This is a genomic window from Pseudomonas sp. xss_2, assembly GCF_043104195.1.
In the GTDB taxonomy this organism is placed as follows: Bacteria; Pseudomonadota; Gammaproteobacteria; order Pseudomonadales; family Pseudomonadaceae; genus Aquipseudomonas; species Aquipseudomonas urmiensis.
The window spans coordinates 118625-126648 of record NZ_JBICKL010000011.1 but is presented as its reverse complement, the minus strand read 5'-3'; the positions used below and the strand labels follow the sequence as shown (position 1 = coordinate 126648).

Sequence of the window (8024 nt, the reverse complement as noted above, 5' to 3'; positions counted from 1 at the left end):
ATCGACGCCGATACGGGACCTGAATGCACCCGGACACGCAGGGCTTTTCATGCTGTATTCGCTTCAGGCACTTCGGGCGTTCGCCGCCTGGGTGGTGGTCTGCCACCACTTCATGCAGATCTTCTTCGACTTCCACGCCACCGGCCCGGTCGGCCAACTGCTCAGCGATCGCGGGGCGGTGGGCGTGGACATCTTCTTCGTCATCAGCGGGCTGGTGATCTACCTGTCGACCCGCGACAAAGACATCGTGCCCAGCCAGTTCCTGCTCAATCGAGCACTGCGGATCATTCCGGCCTATTGGTTCTATACGGTCTTGATGGCGGTCCTGCTGCTGGCGGCCAGCCGCTGGATGCCGCACCAGGTGTTCGACTGGCAGCACCTGCTGTTGTCTTTGCTGTTCATTCCGGCGGAAAACCCCGGCGGATATGGGCTGTATCCGACGCTTAACGTGGGCTGGACGCTGAACTTCGAGATGTTCTTCTATCTGTTGTTCGGCCTGGCATTCCTGGTGCGTCAACGCCATCACCTGCTGCTGGTGACTGCCGCGTTGCTGCTGGTGAGTGAGGTGCTGGGCCGGCTTGGCGTGCTCAGTCGGTTCTACAACAACGACATCATCTATGAGTTCTTGCTGGGCATCGGCCTGGGGGTGCTGTACCGCCGCGGCCTGATCCGTGAAGGCCTGTGGCTACCGCTGGCGATGCTGGTGGCCGCCGGTTACGCCCTTTATCACCTGGACGCCTCGCTGCGCCTGCTGCACTGGGGCCTGCCCAGCGCACTGGTGGTGCTGGCGTTCATCTCGCTGGAGCCGTACTTTCGCGGCAACCAGTTGCTCAAGGCGCTGGGTGATTGCTCCTATTCGGTGTACCTGATTCACGTGCTGGTACTGTATGCCGGCTGGTTCGTCAGTGAGCGATTCGCGCTGAACCCGTACCTGGTATTCGCCTTCTGCGTGCCGTCCATTGGACTAATGTCGTGGCTCAGTTATCAATGGCTCGAACGTGGCTTGTACCAACGGATGAAGGCCTGGTTCGCCGCACGTTCGGCGCAGGAACCGGCATTGGCGCTTTCCCGAGTCAAATGCTAGGACTTTGTTCGAAGCCTGGGTTGGCGTACACTTGCCAGCAAGTCTGTGAGGAACTTCCATGAGCGCTATAACCATTACCGACGCCGCCCATGATTACCTGGCTGATCTGCTCTCCAAGCAGAACACCCCGGGTATCGGCATCCGTGTTTTCATCACTCAGCCGGGCACCCAGTACGCAGAGACGTGCATTGCCTACTGCAAGCCAGGCGAGGAAAAGCCCGAGGACACCGCCTTGGGTCTGAAGAGCTTCACCGCTTACATCGACGCGGTCAGCGAGCCGTTCCTTGAGGACGCGCTGGTCGACTATGCCACCGACCGCATGGGTGGCCAGCTGACCATCAAGGCGCCGAACGCCAAGGTGCCGATGGTCAACGAAGACAGCCCGATCAACGAGCGGATCAACTACTACTTGCAGACCGAGATCAACCCAGGTCTGGCCAGCCATGGTGGTGCGGTGAGCCTGGTCGACGTGGTCGACGATGGGATCGCGGTGCTGCAGTTTGGCGGTGGTTGCCAGGGCTGTGGCCAGGCCGACGTGACCCTCAAGGATGGCATCGAGCGGACCTTGCTCGAACGTATTCCCGAGCTCAAGGGTGTGCGCGATGTGACTGACCACACGCAGAAAGAGAACGCCTACTACTGATAGTCGGTGGTTTTCTTGCCGGCCTCATTGCGGGTCAAGCCCGCGATGAGGCCGAATAAGCGCCACAAGAATCAGCTCTCTAGCAACAATCTGTTACCGATTCAACCCCTGCGACAACAGGCCGCAGCCGCGAAATTCAAGGCCTGCAGCCCCATCGACCCCATCGTCGGGTAGAACACCCCAAGGTGTCATGCCAGAATGCCGCGGTTTTCGACCGGCCCTGCCCAAGGGCTGGCACCTTCCCTGTAAAGGATGGTTCCATGAATGATCTGTTGACCCGGCGCGCGGTTGTCGCCGGGATGGGCGTACTCGGGCTTGGCCTGCTGGCGGGTTGCAATCCGGCGCGGAGTTTGGACTTCAAGTACGGCAAGAACATGAGCAACGAGATCCTCGGGCGTTCTTTCCGCCTCAAGGACACTCAAGGCAATGTGCGCACCCTGTCGAGCTTCTATGGCTCGATGCCGATGATCTTCTTTGGTTTCACCCAGTGCCCGGCGGTCTGTCCGACCACCCTGGCGCGTGCGGCGCAGATCAAGAAGCTGATGGGCCGCGATGCCGGCTTCCTGCAAGTGGTGTTCATCACCCTCGACCCTGAGCGCGATACGCCAGAAGTGCTTGACGCCTACGTCAAGGCCTTCGACCCGTCGTTCACCGCGCTGACCGGCACCCCTGAGGAAATCGCCGAGGTGGCCCGGGAGTTCAAGGTGTTCTACGAGAAGGTGCCAGCGGGCGATACCTACACGATCTCCCACTCGTCCACCAGCTACGTCTATGATTCGCGCAGTACCCTGCGCCTGAGCCTGGGGCACTCCTTGAACGCCAAGGAATGCACAGAGGACCTGCTCACTTTGATGGAGATTTGCTAATGGCTGTTTTGCTGCAACCGATCAAGCGCGGCCTGGCCGCCCTGGCCCTGTTGGGCATGGCCTTGCCGGCCCTGGCTGAAACCAGCGTAAGTGATGCTTGGGTACGCGCCACTGTGCCGCACCAGCAGTCCACCGGAGCCTTCATGGTGTTGACCGCGACCAGCGACAGCAAGCTGGTCGGCGTTGCCTCGCCAGTGGCCAAGACCGTTCAGGTGCATGAAATGACCATGAATGGCGACGTGATGGGTATGCGTGAAGTCAAGGCGGTCGAGCTACCGGCAGGCAAGGCAGTGAGCCTCGATCCCAATGGCTTGCACGTGATGCTGATGGGCTTGCATGAGCAGGTCAAAGAAGGCCAGCAAGTGCCGCTGACCCTGACTATCGAAGATGCCAAGGGGGCCAAGCAGACCCTGCAAGTGCAGGCGCCAGTACGCGCGCTGACCGCTGAAGCGGGCGCAGGCCACGATCACGCCCACCAGCACTAAACGCTTGGGCTGCTATGCAGCGCATTGGCGGCTCAAGGCCGCTCTCGCAGGGGCCGCGTTGCCCTCTGCGGGAGCGGCCTTTTTGCTTGACGGTGGGCTCAACCGCGAAAACGTGGCAGTGGCCGGTCGATCGTCAGTGAGGTCAAGGTTTTGCGCACTTGTGCCTCTTCTGCCTCCAGCGCTTTGAGGCTGTCGCGAATCTTGCCGGCCGCGGGCACATCGCCCTGCCGGTCGATCCATTCGGCGATTTCCTTGCACGCACTGGTCAAGCGGGTTTGGCGCTGGTTCATCAGCGTCAGGAGGGTGTTGAGCTCTTTTGCGGACATGACAGGATCCTCCGTTCAACCCTGTCAGTGTAGCAGTGGCTGGCATTGCTGCCGGATCCGGCTACGGGCTCAGGCAGGCCGTGCGATAAGCGCCCGGAGTGACTCCATAGGCCTGCTTGAACTGGCGACTCAGATGGCTCTGGTCAGCGAAACCCAGGGCAAACGCCACCTCGGCGGCGGCCATGCCCCTTTTCAATAGCTCCCGCGCGCGACCCAGTCGGCGTTGCTTGAGCCAGGCATGCGGTGGCAGGCCAGTGGCTTGGCGAAATACCCGGGCGAAATGAAAAGGCGAGAGGTTGACTGCCGCCGCCAGGCTTTCCAGTGACGGTGGGTCGGCCAGCTGGCTTTCCAGCAGCTCGCGGGCGCGAGCTACGGCCAACGGCTCGTTGCCCGGTGCGCGCGGCTGGGCGCCATGGCCGTGCCGCTGCACCAGCGCCAGCACGGCGTGGCGCCAGGCGGTCTGCTGCTCGAGGGCGCTGGCACCGGATTCGGACAACTGATGCAACTGGCTGAAGGCGGCGGCCAGGGTTGGGTCCTGGATCACGCTCTGCTGAAAATGCGGCATGCCATAACGGCCCAGCTCCAGCTCTTCCAGCACCCCGGTGACCCGGGCATGTTCCGGATAAAAGCCGCGATAACGCCAGCCGGCTTCATGAGCGGTGGCGCCGGTGTGCAGTTCATCGGGATTGATCAGTACCATGCTGCCGACCGGCGCCAGGTGCTCGCTGCCACGGTGTCAAAAGCGTTGCGCGCCGGACTCGATCACGGTGAAGACGTAACCTTCGTGCACGTGTGGGGCGAAGCGCTGCTGAAAATACCGCGCATGCAGCATCTCGACATCGCCAAGCGCCGGCGCCTGCCACAGGTGGGTTTGTTCGCGCAGGGGCGTGTTCATGCCAGCCAGCTGCGCAGCAAAAAGAAGATCAACATGCTCACCAGCATGCTCAGCAACACGCTGCGGGTCAACAGCACCAGGGCTATGGCGACCAGGGACCCGAGCAGGTAAGGGTTGCTCGGGCTCAGGTCGAGTTGATGGCCGGGCAGGAAGATGATCGGCCCGCAAATCGCTGTGAGCATGCCCGGGACCGCGAAGCCGAGAAACTGCCGGGCATTGGAGCTCAGGCGCAGCGGCAGGCGCGGCTCCAGAAACGCATAGCGGTTGAGAAACACCACCAGGCCCATGGCCAAGATCAGCAGCCAAGTCATGCGCGTGCTCCCGAGAACTTCTGGCAGATGAAGCCGGCGCCCATGCCCAGCAGGCCGGCGGCGACCAGCGCGGTTTCCCAATGCCAGGCACTGAACAGCACTGAGCAAAACAGCGACACCGCCACGCACACTACGGTTGGCACATTACGCACTACCGGCGCGATCAAGGCGACGAACGTGGCGACAATCGAGAAGTCCAGGCCGAGTTGGTCCAGGTGGGGGATGTTCTGGCCCAAGATGATACCGGCCAAGGTGAACAGGTTCCAGGCGACATAGAAGGTCAGGCCCACGCCCAGGGCATACCAGCGGTTGAATTGCTGCTGGTCGTAATGACTGGTCAGGGCGAAGAATTCATCGGTCAGCAAGAAGCCAAGGCCCAGCCGCCAGCCCAGCGGCTGGCCCGACAACAGCGGGCGCATGGACAACCCGTACAGCAGGTGTTGGGAGGTCAGTAGCAGGGTGGTCAGCAGGATCGAGAGCAGGCTGGCGCCGCTTTTGAGCATGCCAATGGCCACCAGTTGCGCAGCACCCGCAAACACGATGGCCGACAGGCCTTGGCCCTCCCAAGGGCTGAGGTTGGCTTCGATGGCCATCGAGCCTGCCAGCAGGCCCCATGGGGCTACGGCCAGGGACAGCGGCAAAATGGCGATGGCGCCGTGGAGGAAGGCGGTACGGGCGATGGGCTGACGGCTGGACATGGTGGCTCAAACACATCTACAGGGCAGAGCAGCATGGCAGAGGGCGGGGGCGCTGGCTTGAACGATCTTGCTTGTTTGTTCCCTGCCCGGCGCTGTCGGCGGGGCAGGGGACTACTTCAGCGGTGGCTGGTCAAGCGCTGCTGCGCGGCAGCACAGCCATTGATCTCCACGGCTTTTTGCAGCAACAGCTGGCGATGTTGCGGATCAAGGTCGCCAAGCAGGCGGTACACCTCGGCCTGATAGTCGCGCTGACGGCCCCACTGCATTTCCAGCCCCTGCGGCTGGCTGCGGTTGCAAGCCAGGCGTACCGCTGGCTGCGGATAGTACGGCGCATACAAGGTGGCCATGTTCGGAATCGCTTCCATGGCGTCACGGTAGGCAGGGCTGGCGTTATAGGGCGGGCACCAGGTAGAGATCGCTGGTGCGGGAGGGGCAAAGCCTTGCTTGAGGCTGGCTTGCAGCAACGGGCAGGCCGCATCGGGGATCTGCGCCGCTGGCAGGTAGGTCATGTAGTACAGCGCCAAGCGGTATTGCGCCACCGGATGACCCAGGGCGACCGACTTTTTCAGCAGGTCTACCGCAGTTGGCAGGGTGCGGGCCAGCGCTTGGCCCTGACGGCTGAGCTCTGGGTCGCTGTCGATCGCCGTGCGCAGCGCGCTGGGGCTGTCTTCGCGGTTGTCTGCCTGTTCCAGCAAGGGTAAGGCCTGACGGTACAGCAGATCGGCGTGCGGATCGATCTGGATCTCCAGTGCTTGCGCGCCGAGCGGAGCCAGGGCCATGAGCAGGGGCGAGAACAAGACAGCGCGACTCACGGATGAGCCTCGTAGGCGGTCAGTTGCGACCAGATGGCGGTGGTGTTCATTGCGGTTACGCATGTGCCTCAGGCAAATCAGAGCGACGACGGCGTATTCTAGCCACCCCAAGGCCCCCGCCGAAAGACCATTGCCGCGTTTATCAGACGAGCTTGATCGGCGTCACTTTGCGTTGGCTGTACTTTTCCTGGGCCAGGCCCAGCTTTGCGGTGATCACCTTTGCCAGGGCATTGTTGCCTAAGTCATTGAAATGCAGGCGATCGACGAACAGCGACTGGCCAAAAACCGGCGAGCTGCTGAGCATGCTGTTCATGTCATAGCAGGGCACCGACTCGGCTTCGCTTTTAATTCTTCGGAAAAAGGCTACATGCTGTTGACTGTCCTGCACGTCAGCCAGCAGCCGATCGAAGTTGGTCGGCTGACGTTGCGCCGCCATCATCAGTTGCTCGCCATCGGGCAGGCTTTCCCGGCACCAGGGCAGCAATGGCTGGAGAATGAAAGTCAGGGTGGCGTGGCTGTCGGCCAGCAGGCGATCCCATTGGCGCAGGGTGCGCCCGATGCAGTCGGCGGCGCGCATCAGGCGTTTGTCCGGGGCGGGCAGTGACCAGTCGGGGGTTGGCGCCTCATGACGCGGCAGCAGGGCGTGGCCCAGGCGCTGCCACAGCGATTGGCGGCGCGGCGTGTCGAGCGTCGGCACGCCTTCGTTGAAGCTGTTCAGGTAGGTCTGATAGGCGCCGCCCTGATGCTGCGCATGACCGGCTGCGATGATTTCGCCCAAGGCTTCCTGGGCGAGGGTGTTCAGCCCGCTCAGGACCACCACGTGGCCAATGTTGCCCAAGCGATGCTGGTGACTGAGAAACATCAGCAATTCTTGAGTGGCATTGAGGCCACACCCGGCCAGGCTCAACCAGACTTCGCCGGTGAGCATCGACAGGTGCGAGGCCACTGTGTGTTCATCGTTGCTGGCGCCGATGCCCAGTGCGGTCGATCCGCCTACCAACAGGTTGACCCGGGCACTGGCGCCGCGCTCGGCCGGCGAATAGCGCTTGCCCGCACAGTGGCTGTAGCGCAGGCCCAGCGCATCGGTATTGATCGTGCCGGAGCGATAGCCACGCTCGTGCATATAGAGGGTATGCGGGGCTCGGCGACTGCCCAGTTGCAGGAAGCGTTGGTAGTCCTCCTGCAAGGGGAGGGGCGCGCCCAGGACGTCCGTAGCGGTGTCGATCGGTCTCATGGACGTTCCTTGTGGGTGGGTAGGTCAGCGGCCGCGTCAGGCCGTCAGCTCCTTGAGGTTGTAGAGCAGGCCACCGGCGGCGATCAGCAGCAAGGCCACGCCCGAAGCCAGGCTGATCAGGCGGTTGCTGCGCTGCGAGGCAATCTTGCCGATGGCGAAGATGTACAGGCTGAGCACGGCGAAATCGATGGCGATCCACAGCAATGACAGCACCACCATGCTCTTTTCGAACGACTCGGTGATCTGGATGAACTGGGGGAAGAAGGAGATGAAGAAGATGATGTCCTTGGGGTTGGAGATGCCCACCATGAACCCTTGCAGCAAGCCGCCACGCCCGGGTTTTACCGGCGCTTGCACCATCTCGGTGTCCGTTACTGGAGCCTGCAATGCTTCGCGCAGCGTGGCGACGGCGATGTAGCCGATGAACAGGCAGCCCAGCAAACTCATGCCGTTGAGCCAGACCTTGTCGATGGCAGCGCTGGTCATGATGATCCAGGCTGCGGCGCCAATCAGCACCAGCGACGCCCAGTTGGTGCCGATTGCGGTGAACAGGGCTTTGCGCGACCCGGAGGCGGCGGCAGTGTTGACGATCAGTGCGACGACCGGGCCAGGGGTGGCGATCAGCAGCAGCACGGTCAGGGCGTAAGTGGCAGTCAATGCGGTATTCACG

The 8024-nt window shown here is 62.3% G+C and carries 10 protein-coding genes and 1 pseudogene; 4 read left to right on the top strand and 7 right to left on the bottom strand.

Annotated features, from left to right (window positions below; translation table 11 throughout):
* The first annotated feature begins 49 nt into the window (after positions 1–49).
* The 4 genes from ACF8K2_RS01940 (at position 50) to ACF8K2_RS01925 (ending at position 3078) form a co-directional block, all read left to right on the top strand.
* Entirely contained in the window at positions 50–1084 is a 1035-nt protein-coding gene (locus ACF8K2_RS01940) for an acyltransferase (protein ID WP_186556758.1), read from the top strand.
* Positions 1085–1142: 58 nt separating this feature from the next.
* Entirely contained in the window at positions 1143–1727 is a 585-nt protein-coding gene (gene nfuA, locus ACF8K2_RS01935; RefSeq protein WP_186556756.1) for a Fe-S biogenesis protein NfuA, read from the top strand.
* Positions 1728–1987: 260 nt separating this feature from the next.
* Positions 1988–2593 carry an SCO family protein gene (locus ACF8K2_RS01930; RefSeq protein ID WP_186556755.1) on the top strand — a complete coding sequence of 202 codons (606 nt, stop codon included), beginning with the start codon at positions 1988–1990 and terminating at the stop codon, positions 2591–2593.
* Positions 2593–3078, top strand: coding sequence for a copper chaperone PCu(A)C (locus ACF8K2_RS01925; RefSeq protein ID WP_392463259.1), 486 nt, complete (start codon positions 2593–2595; stop codon positions 3076–3078). The genes ACF8K2_RS01930 and ACF8K2_RS01925 overlap by 1 nt, the downstream gene beginning before the upstream one ends.
* Positions 3079–3176: 98 nt before the next feature.
* On the opposite strand, the gene ACF8K2_RS01920 is transcribed toward ACF8K2_RS01925, so the two are convergent.
* The 7 genes and pseudogenes from ACF8K2_RS01920 to ACF8K2_RS01890 form a co-directional block, all read right to left on the bottom strand.
* A complete protein-coding gene (locus tag ACF8K2_RS01920; protein WP_186556753.1) occupies positions 3177–3404 on the bottom strand; it encodes a hypothetical protein in 228 nt (75 codons plus the stop codon).
* Positions 3405–3465: 61 nt separating this feature from the next.
* A pseudogene (locus ACF8K2_RS01915) lies at positions 3466–4299 on the bottom strand (AraC family ligand binding domain-containing protein).
* Positions 4296–4610 (bottom strand): AzlD domain-containing protein, encoded by a 315-nt coding sequence (locus ACF8K2_RS01910; protein ID WP_392463258.1) that lies wholly within the window; start codon positions 4608–4610, stop codon positions 4296–4298. The pseudogene ACF8K2_RS01915 and the gene ACF8K2_RS01910 overlap by 4 nt, the downstream one beginning before the upstream one ends.
* Positions 4607–5308 carry an AzlC family ABC transporter permease gene (locus ACF8K2_RS01905; RefSeq protein WP_186556750.1) on the bottom strand — a complete coding sequence of 234 codons (702 nt, stop codon included), beginning with the start codon at positions 5306–5308 and terminating at the stop codon, positions 4607–4609. The genes ACF8K2_RS01910 and ACF8K2_RS01905 overlap by 4 nt, the downstream gene beginning before the upstream one ends.
* Before the next feature lie 116 nt (positions 5309–5424).
* Positions 5425–6087, bottom strand: a complete 663-nt coding sequence (locus tag ACF8K2_RS01900) for a sel1 repeat family protein (RefSeq protein WP_186556846.1) — start codon at positions 6085–6087, stop codon at positions 5425–5427.
* Between the two features lie 175 nt (positions 6088–6262).
* Positions 6263–7354, bottom strand: a complete 1092-nt coding sequence (locus ACF8K2_RS01895; RefSeq protein WP_392463257.1) for a hypothetical protein — start codon at positions 7352–7354, stop codon at positions 6263–6265.
* A 36-nt stretch (positions 7355–7390) separates the two neighbouring features.
* A complete protein-coding gene (locus ACF8K2_RS01890) occupies positions 7391–8023 on the bottom strand; it encodes a LysE family translocator (protein ID WP_186556748.1) in 633 nt (210 codons plus the stop codon).
* Between the last annotated feature and the right edge of the window lies 1 nt (position 8024).